Below are 18238 nucleotides of genomic sequence, written 5' to 3'. Positions count from 1 at the left end.
GAATAATTTTAAATTCAGTCTAAAATGTTTCTGGTTACAGGAGGAAAAATATCAATATTATGACAAAAAATACCTATTAAATCCACTTATTCATTATTAATTTGGCGTGGGAAAAGACAAATAACTTAACAATTAAATATCAGCAATAAATCTTCCTTAGGGCTGAAATCGTCAGTCTATAAGAGGTTATGGAATTAGGAAATTACGCATATGAAACATTTTGAGGACACAAAGCAAACGAGAGCGGGAACACAAGACGGCAAAGATAGCCGCTTTAGCGTTGTCGTCCTTCCGCAAACACAGGAAGAGATCGACCAACAGACTAGCACGGCTGATGAAGCTGATATTGATGATACTTCTCCTGAAACTGACAGAAAACCCCCTTCACCAAAGAAGCGGAATTGGTTGTTAACTCTAGGCGCGATCGCATTGCTGATTGGCGGAGTCTTTGGTTGGCGTTGGTGGCAGAATAACAATGCTCAAGAACAATCACCACCAGGTCAAAGCCAATCGCAAGCAGTACCTGTAAGAATATCCACGGTACAGACAGCAACAATTAGAGATAGTGCAGAGTTTGTTGCTAACTTAGAGTCACGTCGAGCCGTCACGCTCCAACCAGAAACCCAAGGTCGAGTGTCCCAAATTTTTGTCAAACCGGGGAATCAAGTACAAACAGGAACACCTATTATCCAAATCAATCCTGACGAACAACAAGCCGCTCTCAGTGGTGCAACGGCTGCTGTAGCTGCAGCCCAAGCGGAAGTCAAAAGTGCTAGAGCGACATTGAGTTCTCTTGAAGCTGAACGGCTTTCCAACCAATCTCAGTTGAAATTAAGCCAAGAACAGTATCAAAGATACTCTAACCTTGCAACTCAAGGAGCAGTCTCGCGGGAAACAAGAGACCAATACTTTAATGAACTCCAAGCTGCCCGATCCAGCCTTGCTGCCATCAACAAACGGATTGAAGCTCAAGGGGCTGTTGTGGCTCAATCAGAAAAAGCCGTACAGCAAGCACAAGCTAATGCTCAGCAATCGCAAGCTCAACTCCAGAACTATCGAGTCACAGCACCTTTTGCTGGTACTGTTGGCAATATTCCAGTCAAGGTAGGAGACATTGTCACCACTTCCACTCAACTAACAACTATCACCCAAAATCAACCTTTAGAGGTAAATATTTCTATTCCATTACAGCAAGCTCCGAGAGTGCGTGTAGGTACACCAGTACAGCTGCTTAACCCTCAAGGTCAGAATATTGGAACCAGTAAGGTATTTTTTATCTCTCCTCAGACAGCTAATGACACCCAATCTGTGCTGATTAAAGCTCTTTTTGATAATGCCAAAGGTCAATTACGGGCTGATTCTTTTGTACGAGCAAGAGTCATTTGGGAACAGCGACCTGGAGTTCTCATCCCCACTGAAGCAATCTCTCGCGTAGCAGGACAAACTTTTGTTTATGTAGCGCAACAGCAAGAACAAAACCAACAAGGACAAGCTCAATTGATAGCTAGGCAAAAGCTCGTCAAGTTAGGAGATATCCAAGGTAATAGTTATCAAGTGCTTGAAGGATTGAAGCCAGGAGAAAAAATCATTGTTGCAGGTTTGTTTAACCTAAGAGATGGTGCTCCTATCACCCCTGCATCATAAGTTATGGCTAATGGCTAATGGCTAATAGCTAATAGTTAATAGTTAATCAATTAACAATTAGCAACTAGCAATTAGCGATTAGCAACTAACAACCAACAACTAACAATTTTCCTATGTTTGTTGACTTCTTTATTAAGCGACCTGTTTTTGCTAGCGTCTGCACCCTAGTTATTTTGCTACTAGGGGCAATTAGCATTCCCACACTACCCGTTGCTCAGTATCCTCAAATCAGTCCTCCTCAAGTTAACGTTACAGCCAACTACACTGGAGCGAGTGCAGAGGTTGTAGAAAACACGGTGACGACTGTTTTAGAAAGAGAAATTAACGGTGTTCCCGGTCAGAGGTATATCAGTTCGAGCAGTAGTAACTCTGGTACGAGTTCAATTACAGTCACATTTGACCCAGACCGGAATCAAGATATTGCTGCGGTTGATGTCCAGAACCGGGTGTCTGTGGCTGAGGCTCAGCTACCAGATGTAGTACAGCAAACAGGTGTCACTGTAACTAAGCGTTCTAGCTCGCTTTTATTAGCTTTCGGTTTGTATCCTGAAAACAACGAGTATGATACTATATTCTTAAGTAATTACGCTGACCTATACCTGGTAGACGCCCTCAAACGTGTGGAGGGGGTTGGTGATGTTACTATTTTTGGAGAACGCAGGTATTCCATGCGCCTGTGGTTAGACCCCAACCAACTTGCCAGTCGCAATCTTACAGTTCAGGATGTGACTGCAGCACTGCAAGAACAAAACCTACAAGTCGGTGCAGGGCGATTGGGTCAGCAGCCAGCACCGGAAGGGCAAAGATATCAACTTGACGTGCGGGCGCAAAGTCGGTTGGAAGATGCTTCCGAATTTGAGAATATTGTCCTCAAAACAGGCGCAGATGGTACACTAGTTAGGCTGAAAGATGTTGGTAGGGCAGAACTGGGAGCAGAAAATTACGATTCCTTCTTGCGATTTCGCGGCAAAGATGCTGTGGGGTTGGGGATTTATCAACTACCAGGCAGTAATGCTTTGGATGTTGCTAACGGAGTCAAAGCTGAAATGCAGAAGCTCTCTGAGAGATTTCCTCCTGGCATTAAATATGAAGTGTCAATTGACTCAACTTTGTTTGTGCAAGCTTCACTGACAGAAGTGATTGTCACGCTGTTTATTGCGATCGCCTTAGTCGTACTGATTATCTTTGTCTTTCTGCAAGATTGGCGTACCACCATCATTCCATCGATTACAATCCCAGTTGCCTTGATTGGGACTTTTGCTTTTATCAAAGCTTTTGGGTTTTCAATCAATAGCTTGACGTTGTTTGGTTTAACTCTAGCAACAGGGATGGTTGTTGATGATGCGATCGTTGTTGTTGAAGATATCTCGCGCCGCATTCAAGAAGATGGGATGGAGCCGCGTGAGGCTTCTTCTGTAGCAATGCAAGAGTTGTTTGGAGCAGTCATTGCCACCTCACTAGTCCTTATGGCAGTGTTTGTGCCAGTTGCATTCTTCCCAGGAACAACGGGAGCACTTTACAGGCAATTTGCTTTAACTATCGCCTTCTCAATTGCAATTTCTACGTTCTTAGCATTAACTATCACTCCTTCACTTTCCGGTTTGTTGTTACGTCAAAGGCAAAGAACTGGCGGATGGTTGGGATGGATTTTTGACCGTATTAATGGCTTTCTCAACTGGTTGCGCCGGGGTTATCAACGTATTCTCAACTTGATAGTTAAGATTAGGTACATTATTCTAGCACTCTTTGTTGCTAGTTTGGGGTTGACAGCTTGGTTGTTCCTAAGCGTCCCTACAGCATTTTTACCTGAAGAAGACCAAGGCTACTTTATTACTCTCATACAAGGACCGCCAGGGGTTTCGTTGGACTACACCAGTGATGTGATGAGGAAGGTAGAACAAGAAATATTAAAATTCCCTGAAGTCAGAGGCACTTTTGCTGTTGGCGGTTTTGGTTTCAGTGGAAATACTGCTAATAGTGGTGTTGTTTTTACATCTCTTAAACCTTGGGATGAGCGAACTGAAAAGGGGCAGTCAGCGCCAGCAATTATTGGCAAGTTAAGAAAATCATTTTCGGCAATTCCAGAAGCTAGAATTCTGCCAAATAATCCTCCAGCAATTCCAGGTTTGGGTTCTACTGGGGGCTTCCAATTTCAGTTGCAAGACCAAGGAAACTTGGGTTTGGAGAGTTTAGTTCAAGCAGCAAACCAGTTAATTGGGCAAGCCAATCAAAGACCTGGATTGCAAAGTGTGTACACCACTTTTACAGCGAATACACCACAGGTACTGGTAGAAGTCGATCGCAACCGAGCCAAAGCCTTACAAATTCCCATAGCAGATATTTTCGGTACACTGCAAACCCTTTTAGGGTCACAGTATGTGAATGACTTCACCTTAGAGGAACGCAGTTACCGGGTGTATGTCCAAGCAGAGGCTCAGTTCCGCTCTAATCCTGATGATATCCGCCAATTATACGTTCGTTCGGAACAGGATAGGATGATTCCTTTAAGTACTTTAGTGAAGATTACTCCCACCACCGGAGCACAAACAATCAATCGCTATAACTTGTTCCGCGCAATAGAAATTACTGGCTCAGCCGCTCCTGGTTCTAGTTCTGGAGAAGCAATTCAGACGATGCAACAGCTAGCTGAAGAAAGTTTACCACCTAATTTAGGCTATGAATGGTCTGGTATTTCTGCGGAAGAATTGCAGTCTGGGGGTCAAGCACCAATTATTTTTGCCCTCGGACTTGTGTTTGTCTTCCTAGTTCTGGCAGCGCAGTACGAGAACTACATCGATCCTTTGATTATTCTTTTAGCTGTACCCTTAGCTATTTTAGGTGCTCTTTCGGCTCAATCATTGCGTGGTTTGCCCAACGATGTCTACTGTCAAATTGGTTTGGTGATGCTGATTGGATTGGCAAGTAAAAATGCCATATTGATTGTAGAATTTGCAAATCAACTCCGAGAGCAAGGTTACTCAATTACTAAAGCAGCTATTCAAGCATCACAAGAACGCCTCCGCCCAATTCTCATGACTGCTATTTCTACTTTATTGGGGATTGCTCCATTGTTATTTGCTACGGGAGCAGGCGCAGGTAGCCGCCAATCACTTGGTACAGCAGTATTTGGTGGTATGTTTATTGCTACTTTTTTAACTCTGTTTGTCGTGCCAGTCTTGTACATTGTTATTGAGACGCTGGGCGATCGCTTATTGAAAAAAGACCGCGATCGATCTAAAGGCTCCAAAAAGTCAAAGGTGAATTCACGAGAAAAAACACCAGTAGAAAGTCATCGTTGAATGACAGTAGTTTTTAAATAAATGAACCACACTATGTTCTTGGTTCTTATGGTACGGACGTCCTCGCCCGTACATTAAAGGTTGAGCAGCAGCTTAAATTTCAAACTTTACTGGGGAATACTAAACTTGTAAAACCATTTACCGGAAGAAAGGCAGAGGGCAGAGGGCAGCTAAGCCAGAGGAAAAACCTCAAAGCTGAAGGTAAACCTTTACCGCTTACAAAAAAGCAAGCTCAATGGTCGCGAAGGCGCTTTCTCAAATTGACATCCCTTGCTACAGGATCGGCACTTGTCACTAGTGGGTTATCTCATCCAGAAAGGGTTTGGCGCAGAGTTAGCGGTAGTACTAACCCCAAAATTGCTGTTGTAGGAGGTGGGATTGCGGGATTGAATGCGGCATACCAACTCAAGAAAATAGGCTTAACCGCTACCGTTTATGAAGCTAGAGAGCGGTTGGGAGGGCGCATACAGTCAGTCACTGGTGCCATAGGCGAGGGTTCGGTGACTGATTTAGGTGGTCATTTCATTAATACAGATCACACCGATGTGTTGGAACTGGCCAAAGAGTTCAATATAAAACTTTTCAGTCTTATAGAAGAACAACAAAGGTTCCTCTTTCCAGGAACAGCGTACTACTTTAATGGTAAAGTTCAGTCGGAAGAGGAAATTGCAGACAAGTTGCGTCCACTCGCTCTTGCAATTTCTTATGATGCTGGCTTGCTCGACCAAAGCTTCGAGCAGTATGCACCAATATTTGATTCGATGTCCGTTGCCGATTATCTAAACAAATATGCAGATAAAATTCCAGAGCCTTTTATTCGCGAACTTATCGAAAATACGATTCGCTCAGAGTACGGTGTCGAGCCAGAAGAATCCTCAGCAGTGCAACTTTTGATTAACCTGCCTACAGTAGACGGGAACAAGGTAGAGCTATTGGGTAATTCTGATGAAGCCTTTGTTGTTGAAGGTGGTAGCGGCATGATTATCGACAGTCTTGTCCAAGCGCTATCTGGTCAAATTTACACCCGTATGCCTCTAACACGGATTCAGTCAAGGGGTAGTGGTTTTCTCTTGACCTTTTCCCACAATTATGTAGTAGATGCAGACTACGTAATTATCGCGATTCCTTTGACTGTACTACGAAAAGTTGATATCCAAGTTAACTTGCCAAACAATTTCAGGCGTTTCATCCACGAAGTCGATCTGGGCGCAAATGAAAAGGTAATCGCTGGATTCAACCAAAAAGTGTGGCGACAGGAAAATGGGTTTGTTAAGGAGGTTTGGAGCGATTTAAAATTCTCCCTAGCTTGGGATGAAAGCTTGCGACAAACAGACAGAGAGAATGGAGAGCTAGTCTTCTTTCTAGGTGGGAATGAAGTTAGAAGGGCTCAACCGGGCAATGCTAAGTTACAAGGAAAGAAGTTTGTAGACCAGTTGGATGATTTTATCCCTGGGGCTAAAGATGCTGCGACGGGCAAGTTTCTGCAAACGCGATGGACAACAGATCCCTTCACTAGAGGAGGTTATACCAGCTTTAAGCCAGGACAACTGACAGAGTTTAGTGAGTTTCTCTATGTTGAAGCTGATAAGCCTGAAGAACGCCAAGATGTTAATTTCGGGAATTTGGTTTTTGCTGGCGAGCATTTGAGCGACGAGTTCTATGGATATATGAATGGCGCAGCTCAAACAGGTCGCCTTGCGGCTCAGGTAATAGAGAGACAACATCAGGCATAAACAGCCATGCTATAGATTTCAATATATTTTCTTTTCTTACATAAAACCACCTTGCCTTTTCTAGGCTCAACTTTAGCTAGTTAGAGTAAACATTACTATTGTATTAGTGCTTTAAGGGATAAGACGCTTGTCAATAGCGAGCAACCTAAACCAGAAAATTCTAGTTCTCTTGAAGATCCACTACCCAAGGTAGTTGCGATTAGTACATTAATATGAGTCTGTCTTCTAAAGTCTGTTGCACATACTTGGTGCGGTCTTTGGGATGTAAACTTTGCCGACGGTCTTTCAGCTCGTGATTTGACTGTTTCAAAACATCGTATAATCGTTCTAGTTGTCGCTTTACGAGGCGAGGGTTATCTCGGTATCCCAAAAGGTTTCTATTCTTCCCTCTTTTGTACTCATTAACCCACTTTCAAGTCAAAACTAAATCGGCTTTCATCCCAACGCTTTTCTGTTTGAGCCTATTTTTGCTTCTGATATGACTCAACACCTTGTTGGTCATGGTTTCTTAAAATATCTTTACAAAAATTCAAATGACTGTTACATTATTTTACAAAGCAGCATAAACCATTATGTTGTTTTCTATGAAAGATGGGGCAGCCTGAAGCGGGCGATCGCCTGGTTCCCTGTCGATTCATTCAAAAGCCAGAGCAGCTCGTGTTTTGACATTGACTTCTAAATAATCAGCGGAATCAGTTAACAGATAAACGTGGAGATTTTAATATGTCCTTATCTCTTGAGTCGGCGCAAAAAATTTTCTCTGGTACTCAAGTTCCCAGTCCAATTCCAGCAACCATAGCTCTATTCGAGCAACTTAGCGTTGACGATAAATTGGCATTACTCTGGTTTGCCTACACCGAGCTCGGTCGTACAATCACTCCTGCGGCTCCAGGAGCAGCGCGTTTGCAACTAGCAGAAGGGCTGCTCAACCAAATTAAGAAGATGTCCAATGACGAGCAAATGCAAGTCATGAGAGAGATGACTGACCATGTTGACACTCCCCTGAGTCGTTCTTATGCAAACTTCAGTGTCAACACCAAACTCGCTTTTTGGTATGAGTTAGGGGAGTTGATGAAGCAGGGAATTGTTACTCCTGTTCCACCGGGCTATCAAATGGGCGCTGGTGTCAAAGTCGTGTTAGAAGCTATTCAAAAACTCGATCCAGGACAGCAAATTACAGTACTTCGCAATACTGTAGTGGATATGGGATACGATCCGGGAGCAGATTCCAGTAATTACGCCAAAGCGGCTATGGAACCCATGTTTCCGCGCACTACCCCATCTCCCACTAAAATCACTATTGAGGGCGTTACAGAGCCTGCTGTACTGAGCTATATTGAGGCTCTAAATGTAGATAATTTTGACGCTGCTGTTGCTCTATTTACTCCGAATGGTGCTTTGCAACCTCCCTTTCAAAAGCCGATTGTTGGTCCTCAAGCAATTGCAGCTTACCTGCGTGCAGAAGCGCAAGGACTCAATATCATGCCAGAGACGGGGATATCCGAAGTTTTAGTCGATGGTTCTAAACAGATAAAAATCACAGGGAGAGTTCAAACTCCTTGGTTCGGTGTCCAGCTAGGTATGAACATCGCGTGGCGGTTCTTAATCAATCCTGAAGGCAAAATTTTCTTTGTAGCGATCGATATGTTGGCATCTCCTCAAGAACTGCTAAACCTACGTCCTGCATAGAATGCTTTATTATTGATTCAGCATACATATAATTTTTTTGTAGAGACGCGCCATGGCGCGTCTTGATACTTTTGTGAAAATTTACTGTATGCGATGGTATTTCAAGCGCCACTATAATAAACGTATTTTAGAACTTAAAATAATAGGAGAGCTAGCGCTCGAAAATTTACCGAGAATGGCATAATAACGCGGTTAGTTCCAATACCAATTACTTGCAATGTTAGATGCTACGCGATCGCATTCCTTATCTTACAGTGCCCAACACCATCTATCAGCAACACTTCAGCAAACCATTTTTTTAAGATAGTCTAAAAGAAAATCAGATAAATATTTGATATTTTATTTAAGTCTCAATACTGCAAGGGATAAGAATTTTTGTAGGTTGGGCTTTCTCCAAGGGGAAACCCGACAAATGTCTGTAAATGTTGGGTTTCGTTCCTCAACCCAACCTACACGTTTTCGTATTTTTAGGTGCGGAATGGGGGCTAAAGATTTTCTTGACGAATTGTATCTAATTAATCTGGTATGATTAAGGATGTTTCCGGGTAGTCACTTAGCTGTACCTTATCCCGCTCCTGATGTATGTTCTATTCTCAGAACAAACTTAGGGCTGCACCTGCCGCCTTACTGAGTATTTTTATTGTCTCATCGATCTTACCTGGGATTGCGATCGCCGATTTCCGTGTGATGCCAGCAAGAAAAGCGATTGCTGCAGAGGACAAGAAAGCCCCTGTGGAAGGAACAAAGTTTCAAGCGAATTCTAACCAAGAGCTTTTGAGAATTTTACAAAGAGCAGGATTTGAAATTTTCTCAGATAATATGAGAAGTAAAATGCTGCTGACAACTGTTCTGTTAGCTTTATCTATAGGAAACACAGCAGATCGAGCAACAGAGCAGACAATTGAGAGCATGAAGAGTCCTAAGAAAGAGAATCTCTTTTCTTGGCGTAATGTCAGACTAAACGGCATGGGCTATATTTCTGGCATGTCTATTTCTCCAGTTGCCCCATACGATGTCTATATCAGGGCAGATATAGGAGGCGCGTATCGCTATGATAGAAAGAATGAAAGGTGGATACCCTTGATGGATATGTTCTCTTCCAGCTTCTCAGGGGGATCTGTTGGTGTTGAAAGTATAGCTGCCGATCCGGTCAACCCATCTCGAGTTTATGCTGTTGTCAAATCAGTATCAGGTGTTAGCAATAACGGAAGTAAAAAAGTAAATACTTATGCAGGGGAGGTTTTAGTTTCAAACGATCGGGGTAAAACTTGGAATCCAACTGGCTTGGTTAAACATGGTATTTATGTTGGTCCAAATGATGAATACCGTAATGAAACAGGAGAACGGTTAGCGATCGATCCCAACGATCCTAACATTATTTACTTTGCTTCCCGCAGACACGGATTATGGAAAAAGGAAAAACAGAAGGATTGGACAGCTCTTAAAGGAGGTTTACCCAATCCAAGCTCCTTACCCATGACTGTAACCAATATTGAAAAAAGCGCATGTAATTCCGAGCCTTCAGCTTCTAGCAGTACTAACAATAAAAAGGAAAACCCCAGTCCCGGCTTTACCTTTGTCGTTTTTGATAAGACAACAGGTAAACCTGGGAATCCAACACCAACTCTATACGTTGGTATTCACGGTAGTGGTGTTTGGCAAAGTAAAAATGCCGGAAAATCCTGGAGAAATATTGGCGGTCGTCAAGATCCATTACGTGCGATAGTTGCTTCTGATGGAACACTTTACGTTAATTATGGAACTTATGGCGAGAATAACAAGACTGGTGGTATAGCGAAATTCCAAAATGGAAGATGCTGGGATATCACGCCCGATACAAAAAACAGAGTTTACGCGGCTGTTAGTGTGCAAAGCGATCGCCCTACGGTGGCTATGGCGATATCAGATCGGATGGTTTATCGAACAAAAGACGGTGGAAAATCTTGGCAACATATTGAGATGGCTATGGGAAGTAAAGACCCTAATTACCCAGATGCTCCTGTTAATTCATCAGCGCCCGAATACTTCTTATCCTATGCCAGTGAGGGAGCAGCATCCATCGTTATAGATCCCTCTAATCCACAAAAAGTTTGGTGGACAAATGGCTGGGGAGTTGCTCGCACAGACAATGCAGATAGTGAAAAGCCAGTCTATACTTGGGTGCAGGAAAATTTGAACGAGTTGGCTGCTACGATGGTACGGGTACCGCCAAAAGCACTGTCAGACGGTGGGGCAGAACTGGTCATTGCTTCTCAGGATATGATAGGGTTTCGGGTATCATCTCGCAACCAAGTTCCTAAAAACAAAATTAATCCTGTAGGGATTCCTGTCAACCCAGCTACAAAATCTTGGGCTAATCCTAACTGGGATGTCTATCCGGTACCATTTCCTCATGTAGCAACGGGAACAAGTTTAGACTACGCCTACACCAAACCCAATTACATGGCAATAGTAGGATTTCATAATTGGCAAGGATATTGGCCAATTCATGGATATTCTTCCGATAATGGAAAAACTTGGAAAGCTTTTGAATCATTTCCTGTTGGGAAAAATTCCTCTAGTGAATATCCTTCCGGAGGTCAGATTGCTATCTCACCTACCAATCCACTTAATATGGTGTGGGCACCGAGCTGGGGACCGAGTACACATTATACGATGGATGGTGGAAAAACGTGGAAACCTGCCTTGACAAATACTGGAGAAACTTTGCCTAACTCTTGGGGGAATAGGATTCATCCATATGTAACTTCCTACATTTTGACAGCCGACAAAGCTGATTCTGAAGGAAAAACATTTTATTACTTTGATGGCACTGCATTCTACTATAGTAAAGATAGCGGTGCAACCTGGACTAAAAGCAAGACCGGAGATTTTCCCAGCTTGATATTGCGCCCCATTATTCTCTCCAATCCGCTTAAGCCAGGAGATGTTTGGCTCAGCTTTCAACGCAATCCAGAAGATATACAACCCAATCCTTTGTATCAATCTATTGATGGAGGTCAAACTTTTAGCAAGGTTAAATCCGTCGATTCTAGCGAGCTCATTGCTTTTGGTAAAGGAGACAAAGATATTCCTGCTATCTATCTGTTTGGACGTGTGAATGGGGCACAGAAAGACACTCTCTATAAATCAGCAGACATGGGAAAAACCTGGAAAGCTATTAGCGATCCACAGACACTACAATTTCCAGCAGGCTATTGGATGGAAGGCGATATGCGCCAGAGGAATATTGTTTATGTCGCTACACTTGGTCGCGGCGTTATGGTTGGTGAACTTCAGTCTTCTCAAACCTTTAATATATTCAAATTTACCAAAAATTTAGTTGACAGTGTAATAAAGCTTTTCTAGATTTTGTACAATTAGACACCCATTTGTGAAAAATATTAGTAGGTTGGGTTGAGGAACGAAACCCAACATTTTGCAGTAACCGTTAACAGGGGGAGCAAAAAAATCTCCGACATAAAATCAAACGAAATCAATACGAAAACCAGTCCAAAATTGATTTTTTTCGGTTAATTTTGAGTAGTCAAAATTGCTATATTGGTCGGTAAATTGCCTAGAAGGACATAAAATAATTTTGCGATCGCTCCGACCGCTCCCGAACAGCTCCACCCCAACACCACAAATCCCGACTAATTTTGAAAATCACTGTGCGCTAAAATACTTGTGTAGTAAAGCTTTGAAGGTTTGAGAGCGATGGCGAGTGAGCAAGCTTTTGTCCGAGCGATCGGATTCAAAAAAGATGGTTTCGCGATCGCGATCGGGGTGACTGGGGTATTGGACTTAAGCCACGTCTTTAACCCAGTTGATTCCTTCAGAACACCACTGAATCAATAACCAGCGATTAGAATCTTTATCCAAAGCAGGCAGAACGCGAAAGTTAAATACTTCCTGCCACACTTCCACCCCATGCTGGTTGACAAAATCTGCTTCTAGGTCTTTGAACTGCTGCCATTGACGATTACCGATAGCGGTAAGTATAGGAATGATAGCGGTAATTGAAATTTGGGTAGCTGCGGTCATTCTGGGTAATCCTTAAAAATACAAATGAATTGCATTGGCGGTTTTTTGGTGTTGATGATTTTAATCAATTGCTTACCTTTGCGTCTGGCAAGTGCAAAACAAGCTAATTCTGTCTCAGCTGCTGACCACTCTCTTGTTTCTGTTTTCCAGTCCCAATTTTCACCATCCGATCTTTCAATATCATCTGGTTGGTCTTGGGTCATGTTGCACTCCTCTTTTGTTTGTGTTGGTCTTTCATTTCAATGGACATCTGCCGACGCTCACCCAGTGGTAGCGATGAAAGCGTAAGCGGATCAATTGTTGTGATGTTCATGTTGTCTCCCTACTCTGTTCTGAGTCCAAAATAGCGTCCATAACTAATTTCTCTACAAGATTACTTAGAGTCCGATTTTCTCGTTTAGCCAAAGATTCAAGCTTGTCCCTAACTTCGTGGGGACAAGTAAAAGTAATCTTAGCTTTTTTAGTCGCTGCCATAGCTTCTGAAGATGTCTAATATTTCCAGTAAACAACAGAAGCTTTCGATTTGGTATTGCTTCAGAATGGTTCCGATAAAGTTTGACGGCTTCCGAAGCCACTGATAGTATAACTTTATCGGAAGCAATTAGCAAGCATCGGAAGCTTGCTGATGTATCGGAAGCTAAGCGATAAACTAGACAAATTAAGGATTTTGAATGATTGGACTTTGGACAAAAAAGCGAGTTCGGGTGTAATATGGCTTTGTCGGCGAATTCGTTCAAGTAAAATTTTATACGTATTTAGCAGCAAATCGAGAAATGACTTTGTTGGCGAATTCAAAAAAGCTATGCTTTTAGGTTAGCAAGGTGAGGGTTAGTAGCGAATGGCGCTGTCACCCAGACAAATTATCGTCTGGGTGACAGGAATCTTAGCGATTGCAGTAACACTTGATGGACGAGTAGCAGTTACTGCCTCACGTGATAGTACTCTCAACGTCTGGAATTTGGAAGATAAAACAGAATTTTAATACATAAATACTACATTTGTATCAAACTGCAAGTATACTGTTACGTTAGATACATTAAATAATGGAAATTACCAAGTACGTATAAGCGCATGAACCCACAACAAAAAATTGCAAAAACCCCAAATTACTACAACGACTATTCTCATCAAGCATTTGCCAAAAATCATTGAATTATCAGATGAAGAATTAGGAATAATTGCTGGGGGTACAGGATACACAGGCACTAACCACAATGAAACAATAGTATTTGTCATGGCTACTATAAATTAAGCCAAGATGTATACGAGAGAACCTACTCCAATGCTAAGGTATGGGAAGTCATCACCCACTTTAGTTTGGAGCAGCTGAAGGGTTTGAATTAGCGAATTGATTTCAAACTTTCTGCTTTCTGTACTAAGAAATCAGTAAAGATACTCATAATAGTACGCTGGCGTAATTTGATATTGGCATTGATGGACATACCTGATTGTAGGGACAAAGAGCGATCGCTAACCACGACAGATTGCTTATCCAAACGCACTTTTGCAGGAAAACGATAGAAAGGATGAACTTGATCGGGAGGCAAAGCATCTGAACCAATCCAAATAAGTTCCCCCTTAATATCACCAAACTCTTGGAAAGGAAAAGAATCAATTCTGACATCTACTTTCTGTCCTTGTCGAACAAAGCCAATATCGCGGTTAGTAATATAAACTTTAGCAACTAAGTCTTCATTGGGAACTATTTTTACAATTGGCTCAGTCGTATTCACAACAAATCCAGAAGTTGAGGGTTGCATCTCAAAAATAGTTCCATCCACAGGAGCGCTAATTCTTTGATATTTTAGAGTTTCCTGAGCTTGACTGATTTGGCTGTCAATTTCATTAATTTTCTTTTGATTTTCCAAAATAATTTTAGTGAGTTGACTATCGATTTCAGCAATACTTTTTTCATTAACTGTTATGCGTGAGAGTAAATCTTCTTTAGAAAGTGCTTCAGTATTGCGAAGTTTTTCATTTGATTGGGCGATCGCTAACTTTAATTGCTGCTGTTCTTTCGTCAGACGAGCAACTTCTGCTTGAGATCTAACAACTTCCTGCTGTTGAGTCAAATACCGCGAGCGTGGAAAAGCACCCTCCTTCATCACTATCTCCATATCTTTGAGAATTCTTTGACTAATTCCCAGCACATCTTGAGCACTACTTAGCTCAAGCTGATTTTGGCTCAATTTCTCAATAGTTTTCTCTTTTTCCAGCCGAATATCCGCTAAGCGAGACCTCAAATCTGATTCACGACTCTGCAAGCGTAACTTTTGGTCTGGAGTCAAGGTAACTCCAGCTATTGAACCACTTAACTGAGTACGATAAACTTGATTTTCAGCAACGATCGCAGCACGACTCTGAGTTAAAGAAGCAATTTCTGGACGAATGTTAAGTGTTGCTCCCAGTTTGAGGTTTGGTGAAATATTCCCTGCTAAATGACGGCGATAAAAATCATTTTCCTGCACTAAAGCAGCGCGATTTTTTTGCAATGATACCAGCTGTGCTTTCGCCGTAGTTTGCTCGAGAGTCACGAGAAGGTCACCTTTTTTAACTCGCTGACCATCTTTAACGTGAATAACTTTAACAACACCACCGACAGGAGCTTTAACATCAGTCACAGCACCTTGGGGTTCTAACTTACCAGTTGCAGGAATTGCTTCATCAATTTTAAAGATTGATGCCCAAATAATTGTGAAAGCAGTAACACCAATAATTACCCAAGCAATTGTCCGCGACCAGGTTGGAGATTGTTCTAATATAACAGGTTGATCGAATTTATATTCTGTGTTCATAATATTGTTATTGGCTAATGGCTAATGGCTAACGGCTAATGGCTAATAGCTAATGGCAAACAATGAACAATTAGCTATTAGCTATTAGCTATTAGCTATTAGCAAAATTTTGTTGTTGATACAAACAGTAGTAGTAACCTTTGAGAGACATCAATTCTTCATGGGTTCCTTGTTCTACGATCGCGCCTTTATCCATCATCAAAATGACATCGGCGTTGCGAATAGTCGTCAGTCTGTGAGTGATGAAAAAGACTGTTTTACCTTTGAATGCTTCTGCTAAATTGCGGCACACTTGTGCTTCTGCATTGTAGTCTAAGGCACTTGTGGCTTCGTCTAAAATCAGTAATTGCGGATTTTGCAAGACTGTGCGGGCGATCGCAACTCGCTGTCTTTGTCCCCCAGATAAACCCGAACCCCTTTCGCCGACTTGGGTATTGTAGCCATTGGGCAATGACATGATAAAGTCGTGGGCATAAGCGACTTTGGCTGCAGCAATAATCTCTTCATCGCTAGCATCCGGATAAGCTAAAGCGATGTTTTCTCGAATGGTCCCATCAAACAGTAAAGTATCTTGCAATACTACCCCAATTTGACGGCGGAGGGAATAAAGCTCTACTTTACTGATATCATAACCATCAATCAAGATTTTTCCAGAGGCAGGCTCGTAAAGTCTGGGTAATAATTTTAACAGAGTACTTTTTCCAGAACCACTTTGACCGACAACACCTATAAACGAACCTACAGGGAATTCAACATTGATGTTGCACAGTTGCATGGGGCTGTTAGGACGGAAACTGAAAGAAACATTATGGTAGCGAACATGACCTTCAATTGCAGGCATGAGGATATTTTGACGTTCTCCCTGTTCCTCTTCTTGGGGTGTATCGAGAATATCGCTCAAACGTTGTAAGGATAAAGCTGTTTCTTGGAAATTTTGCCAGAGTTGGACTAAGCGCAGTAGGGGACTGGTGACGTAGTTGGAAATGATGCGGAAAGCGATAAGTTGTCCCAAGGTGAGTTGTCCGTTGAGAACCAGATAAGCCCCAACCCACAAAACTAACAAAGTAGAGAGTTTGTTAAGGAAGTTGCTGAGAGATCCAGCAGTTGTTTGGGTAGAAATCGTTTTAAACCCAGCACTAATGTAGCGGGCGTAGCGTTCTTGCCATTGCCAACGGGAACGTAATTCTAAATTTTGCGCTTTGACTGTTTGCATTCCCGCCATCACTTCTACTAAATAGGAGTGAGTTTCAGCGTTGCGTTCGGCTTTTTCATGCAATTGTCGCCGCATAATTGGTGATACTAAAAGGTTCAATAGCGCAAATAGGGGTACTGTCGCTAAAGCCACCAAGGTTAGCACCCAACTATAAATCGCCATGACAGCAATGTAAATCACTGAAAAGACGGCATCCATCACCACTGTTAAAGCCGTACCTGTCAGGAAGGAACGGATGTGTTCGAGTTCGTTAACCCGCGTTGCTAGTTCACCGACGGGACGGCGATCAAAATAAGATAGTGGTAACCGTAGCAGGTGGTTAATAACTTCTGAACCTAACGATAAGTCTATGCGGTTTGTCGTATCTACAAATAAATGGGTGCGAACGTTAGAAAGTATGGCTTCTACGATTGAGACTACTATTAAAAAGATACCGAAAACTTCCAGGGTATCGGGGCTATTGCCTACAATCACTTTATCAATAACGACTTGTGTTGCAAGAGGATTCACCAAGCCAAAAATCTGTACCACTATCGAAGCAATCAAGACTTCAATCAGGACTTTTCGATAGCGTCGCAGGGAGGGGACAAACCAAGAAAGACCAAATCGAGATTTGGGTGTGTGTTTTGTGGGTTGCAGCAGTAAAACTTCCCCTTCCGTACCCCAGGTTTCAGCAAAGTCTCGTGACTTACGGCGCACGAGTCCCATTTCAGGAACGGCAATAAGTAACTCCTGAGGACTGGTTTTGTAGATTACGGCAAAAGTATCTTGCCAGGAAATCATCACAGGAGGTTGCAACCGACTGACAGCAGATGCAGGAATTTTGACTATCTGGGTTGTCAATCCCATCAACTCTGCGACTGCAGCGCAAAATTGCAGGGATAGACCACCAGCGTTTTCTTGTTGTTTGTTCAAAACTCGCCGCAGCATATCTCGCCGGAAGGGCATATTAAAATACTGGCTCAACATCTGGAAGCAAGCCAGGGTTGCATCAATTGGACCTCTAGCCCGAATGTAAGGATATTTTTCTCTTTGGGATTGCTTGGCTGTGGTTGGTTTGGCAACGATTTCTGCGGCGTAGGGAATATCCGATTGCCAGGAATCTGTTTTTGTAGATGTGGTTGCAGGAATGACGGATGCTGGTAGCAAATACTGTGGCACACCAACTAAACGCAGACTTCCATGAAGGGGTAGTTTTGTGTTGGCGTCTAAGTCTATACAACTGCCTACTGGAAATGCAGCATGAGAACTACCGCTGACTAACCACAGACGATCTTCTCCCTTTCCAAAAGTTAAGGAAGAGCGTCGCATGGGTAATGTTTGGACAACGGCTGTTTCCCAAGCAGTTCGTGTTAGTTTGAGTAAATCGGTATTGCCATCAGCCCGCCGATTGAGTTCTTCTCCTAATAATTCATACAGTTCTATTAAGGAAACTCGATTTTGTAATGCTTCAGCGAAGGGTGATTCTTGTTTGATTAAAGAAAGAAAATCGGTAGCGGGTAAATTCAGACAAATCACTTCTGTAGATGCGATCGCAGTTTCACAAGCCACATCCCTTACATGACTTATCCAACCTATAACTTCTCCTGGTTGTAGCAACATCAGAGTGTCGGGTTTGTCCGATCGAGGCTCGTATGCTAGAAGACGGGCTTGTCCTTGATAGATAATGCTAATTTGTTCGGGTATGGCTTCCCGTGTTGCAATGGTTTGACCCATCCTGTAGCGCAAAAATTGTAGTTTTTTCTGTAAATTTTCTAGAGTCTTTTCTGATAAGTGTAAAAAAGGGAATGTACCTGTTAAAAATTCTTTAATATCAATAGAAGTATTTGTCATCATATGCTG

General features: G+C 42.5%; 11 protein-coding genes. 6 read left to right on the top strand and 5 right to left on the bottom strand.

Features of this window, described 5'->3' with window-relative positions:
* The first annotated feature begins 210 nt into the window (after positions 1–210).
* The 5 genes from F7734_RS13245 to F7734_RS13225 all read left to right on the top strand — a co-directional run bounded on the left by F7734_RS13245 (position 211) and on the right by F7734_RS13225 (position 11713).
* Positions 211–1644, top strand: coding sequence for an efflux RND transporter periplasmic adaptor subunit (locus F7734_RS13245; RefSeq protein WP_155745167.1), 1434 nt, complete (start codon positions 211–213; stop codon positions 1642–1644).
* Between the two features lie 113 nt (positions 1645–1757).
* Positions 1758–4943, top strand: a complete 3186-nt coding sequence (locus tag F7734_RS13240; protein WP_155745166.1) for an efflux RND transporter permease subunit — start codon at positions 1758–1760, stop codon at positions 4941–4943.
* Between the two features lie 260 nt (positions 4944–5203).
* Complete coding sequence (locus F7734_RS13235; protein WP_207714091.1) at positions 5204–6676, top strand: NAD(P)/FAD-dependent oxidoreductase; 1473 nt, start codon at positions 5204–5206, stop codon at positions 6674–6676.
* Between the two features lie 723 nt (positions 6677–7399).
* Positions 7400–8365, top strand: coding sequence for an orange carotenoid protein N-terminal domain-containing protein (locus tag F7734_RS13230; RefSeq protein WP_155745164.1), 966 nt, complete (start codon positions 7400–7402; stop codon positions 8363–8365).
* Between the two features lie 582 nt (positions 8366–8947).
* Positions 8948–11713, top strand: a complete 2766-nt coding sequence (locus tag F7734_RS13225; RefSeq protein ID WP_155745163.1) for a sialidase family protein — start codon at positions 8948–8950, stop codon at positions 11711–11713.
* 435 nt (positions 11714–12148) lie between these two features.
* Here the strand turns inward: F7734_RS13225 and F7734_RS13220 are convergent, their stop codons facing one another.
* The 3 genes from F7734_RS13220 to F7734_RS13210 all read right to left on the bottom strand — a co-directional run bounded on the left by F7734_RS13220 (position 12149) and on the right by F7734_RS13210 (position 12862).
* Entirely contained in the window at positions 12149–12388 is a 240-nt protein-coding gene (locus F7734_RS13220; protein WP_155745162.1) for a hypothetical protein, read from the bottom strand.
* Complete coding sequence (locus tag F7734_RS13215; RefSeq protein ID WP_155745161.1) at positions 12385–12591, bottom strand: hypothetical protein; 207 nt, start codon at positions 12589–12591, stop codon at positions 12385–12387. Before F7734_RS13215 ends, F7734_RS13220 begins: the two co-directional genes overlap by 4 nt.
* A 106-nt stretch (positions 12592–12697) precedes the next feature.
* Complete coding sequence (locus F7734_RS13210) at positions 12698–12862, bottom strand: hypothetical protein (protein ID WP_155745160.1); 165 nt, start codon at positions 12860–12862, stop codon at positions 12698–12700.
* Between the two features lie 364 nt (positions 12863–13226).
* Here F7734_RS13210 and F7734_RS13205 point away from each other — a divergent pair, with 364 nt between their 5' ends.
* Positions 13227–13370, top strand: coding sequence for a hypothetical protein (locus tag F7734_RS13205; protein ID WP_155745159.1), 144 nt, complete (start codon positions 13227–13229; stop codon positions 13368–13370).
* A 358-nt stretch (positions 13371–13728) separates the two neighbouring features.
* Here F7734_RS13205 and F7734_RS13200 read toward each other — a convergent pair whose 3' ends face one another.
* Both F7734_RS13200 and F7734_RS13195 read right to left on the bottom strand, forming a co-directional pair.
* Positions 13729–15183 (bottom strand): HlyD family efflux transporter periplasmic adaptor subunit, encoded by a 1455-nt coding sequence (locus F7734_RS13200; protein WP_155745158.1) that lies wholly within the window; start codon positions 15181–15183, stop codon positions 13729–13731.
* 91 nt (positions 15184–15274) lie between these two features.
* On the bottom strand, positions 15275–18229 hold the full coding sequence (locus F7734_RS13195) for a peptidase domain-containing ABC transporter (RefSeq protein WP_207714093.1): 2955 nt from the start codon (positions 18227–18229) through the stop codon (positions 15275–15277).
* Between the last annotated feature and the right edge of the window lie 9 nt (positions 18230–18238).

This window comes from Scytonema sp. UIC 10036 (genome assembly GCF_009725235.1).
The sequence above is the reverse complement of the archived record's forward strand: the minus strand, read 5'-3'. Positions and strand labels throughout refer to the sequence as shown.

Bases quoted from the DNA above. Each gene is read 5' to 3' on its own strand.
- F7734_RS13245 (WP_155745167.1), top strand. From the start codon at position 211: ATGAAACATTTTGAGGACACAAAGCAAACGAGAGCGGGAACACAAGAC.
- F7734_RS13240 (WP_155745166.1), top strand. From the start codon at position 1,758: ATGTTTGTTGACTTCTTTATTAAGCGACCTGTTTTTGCTAGCGTCTGC.
- F7734_RS13230 (WP_155745164.1), top strand. From the start codon at position 7,400: ATGTCCTTATCTCTTGAGTCGGCGCAAAAAATTTTCTCTGGTACTCAA.
- F7734_RS13225 (WP_155745163.1), top strand. From the start codon at position 8,948: ATGTTCTATTCTCAGAACAAACTTAGGGCTGCACCTGCCGCCTTACTG.
- F7734_RS13220 (WP_155745162.1), bottom strand. From the start codon at position 12,388: ATGACCGCAGCTACCCAAATTTCAATTACCGCTATCATTCCTATACTT.
- F7734_RS13215 (WP_155745161.1), bottom strand. From the start codon at position 12,591: ATGACCCAAGACCAACCAGATGATATTGAAAGATCGGATGGTGAAAAT.
- F7734_RS13210 (WP_155745160.1), bottom strand. From the start codon at position 12,862: ATGGCAGCGACTAAAAAAGCTAAGATTACTTTTACTTGTCCCCACGAA.
- F7734_RS13205 (WP_155745159.1), top strand. From the start codon at position 13,227: ATGGCGCTGTCACCCAGACAAATTATCGTCTGGGTGACAGGAATCTTA.
- F7734_RS13200 (WP_155745158.1), bottom strand. From the start codon at position 15,183: ATGAACACAGAATATAAATTCGATCAACCTGTTATATTAGAACAATCT.
- F7734_RS13195 (WP_207714093.1), bottom strand. From the start codon at position 18,229: ATGACAAATACTTCTATTGATATTAAAGAATTTTTAACAGGTACATTC.